This window comes from Pseudomonas morbosilactucae, assembly GCF_023241715.1.
GTDB classification, from domain to species: Bacteria; Pseudomonadota; Gammaproteobacteria; order Pseudomonadales; family Pseudomonadaceae; genus Aquipseudomonas; species Aquipseudomonas morbosilactucae.
On sequence record NZ_JALQCW010000154.1, the window covers coordinates 1 to 2,177 of the forward strand.

General features: G+C 64.6%; 1 pseudogene. It reads left to right on the plus strand.

Annotation, left to right across the window (positions count from 1 at the left end):
- A pseudogene (locus tag M1B34_RS33645) lies at nt 1-1,945 on the plus strand (TonB-dependent receptor domain-containing protein); the annotation flags it as partial.
- Nucleotides 1,946-2,177: the final 232 nt, after the last annotated feature.

The window sequence follows — 2,177 nt, forward strand, 5'->3', positions numbered from 1 at the left end:
GGGGTGATCAATATCGTGCTCAAGGAAAAGGACGACGGCGGCAACCTGGGCTACCGCTTCGGCGGCTACGACAAGGGCGACGGCATCCAGCGCAAACTCAGCGGCTGGAAAGGCTTTGCCCTGCCCAACGACGGCTTCCTGACCCTGAGCTTCGATGCGGGCAGCCAGGACCCGGCCAGCGACACCAACCCGGACAACCGGATCTTCTACCCCGGCTCCACCAGCATCAACACGCCCCGCGAGCAGAACAACCGCTACCGCACCTGGCGCTGGGGCTCGGGCAATGTCTCGGACCAATACAACGTCGTCGCCAACAGCGAGTTCGGCCTCAGCGAGGGGCTCACCGCCTACGGTTTTGCCACCTACGCCCACAAGAACACCGACGCCGAGAACTTCTTCGACCCGCCCACCACCCTGCGCAACAACTACGGCAGCGATGCCCTGCAACGCTACCCTGACGGGCGTGTGCCGATCACCCGCTACACCCTGCAAGACTATGCCGCCACCGGTGGCCTGCGGTACGAGGACGAGCAACTGGGCAAGTTCGACCTGGCCCTGAACCACGGCATCAACCGACTGGAGTCGGTCGATCGCAACGCCATCAACCCCAGCTGGGCGATGCCAGTCCGTCGAAGATCTACACCGGCAAGCGCGAAGCGACCAGACCAACCTGACCCTGGACTGGGTCCGCGACTTCCCCACCGACCTGTTGTTCAAGCCCCTGACCCTGTCCGCCGGCCTGGCCTGGCGCCAGGAGAACTACGAACTGAGTGCCGGTGAAGCCGCCGGCTGGCAGAACGGCCCGTTGTTCAACACCATCGACCCAGTGACCGGCCGCAGGATCCCGGGCTACTACTCGGGCATCACCCAGGTGGACGCAGCGTCCCTGGACCGCAAGGTGCTGGGGGCCTACGTCGATGTGGAAGGCCAGGTCACCGAGAAATTCCAGGCCGGCGTGGCGGTGCGTACCGAGCACTACTCGGACTTCGGCGACACCACCAACGGCAAGCTCTCGCTGCGTTACGACTTCACCCCGCAAATCGCCGCCCGCGCCACCGCCAGCACCGGCTACCGGGCGCCATCCCTGGTGCAGAGCGGGCTGTCCTCGTTCAGCGTGCAGGTGGTGGAGCAGCCGCCAGGCAGTGGCAACTACGTCGAGGTGCAACAACGCACCTTGCGCGCCGACAGCCCGGAAGCCGCGTTGCTGGGCGGCAAGGCGCTCAAGCCCGAGGAGTCCACCAACTACTCCCTGGGCCTGGTCTGGCGTCCGCTGCCCAATGCCTCGCTGACCCTGGATGCGTACCGGATCAACATCGATAACCGCATCACCCTCTCCGACCAGCTGCCGTCGGCGGTGGTCGCGCCGATCTTTGCCGGCACCCCTTACGCCAACATCCAGAGCGCGGCCTTCTACACCAACGTCGCCGATACCCGTACCGATGGCGTCGAACTGACCGGCAACTACCAGTGGGACCTGCAGCAATGGGGGCGCTTGAACCTGAGCACAGGCTTCAGCCAAAACAACACCCAAATCACCGAACTGCGGGACGTGGGCGGTATCAAGGGCTCGCAGATTGTCGGCCGCACCACCCAGGGCCTGATCGAGGACGGCACGCCGAAGAACAAACTGACCCTGAGCGCCAACTGGCTGTATGAGGGCTGGGGCGTGACCGTGGCCCAGCGCCGCTATGGCCAGTGGAAAAGCCTGAACGCCGTGAACCCCAACCTGGACCAGACCTACAGCGCGCAATGGGTGACCGATGTGGACCTGTCCTACACCTTTGACAAGCACCTGAAAGTCTCGGTGGGCGCGATCAACCTGCTCGACAGCCGCCCGGACAAATCCGCCGGCACCCAGCTATACGGCGTGCCCAAATACTCCACCACCAGCCCGGAAGGCGCACAAGGCGCGTTCTACTACACCAGCGTCAGCTACGACTTCTGATTGCTGCCCCGGTGTTGCCCAGGCAGCAGTCATTGCTGCCTGAGCACCACCCCCAACACCGCCCCACCTGTAGGAGCCGGCTTGCCAGCGATGGGCCCCTTGAAGCTCGCAACTTGACGCTTGCAGCGCCCTTAAACCCGCCATCGCTGCAAGCCAGCTCCTACACGACATCCTCCCCAACACGTCAGACCCAACCCCGTCTCACCGACGCCCCCACCTGTAGGAGCCGGCT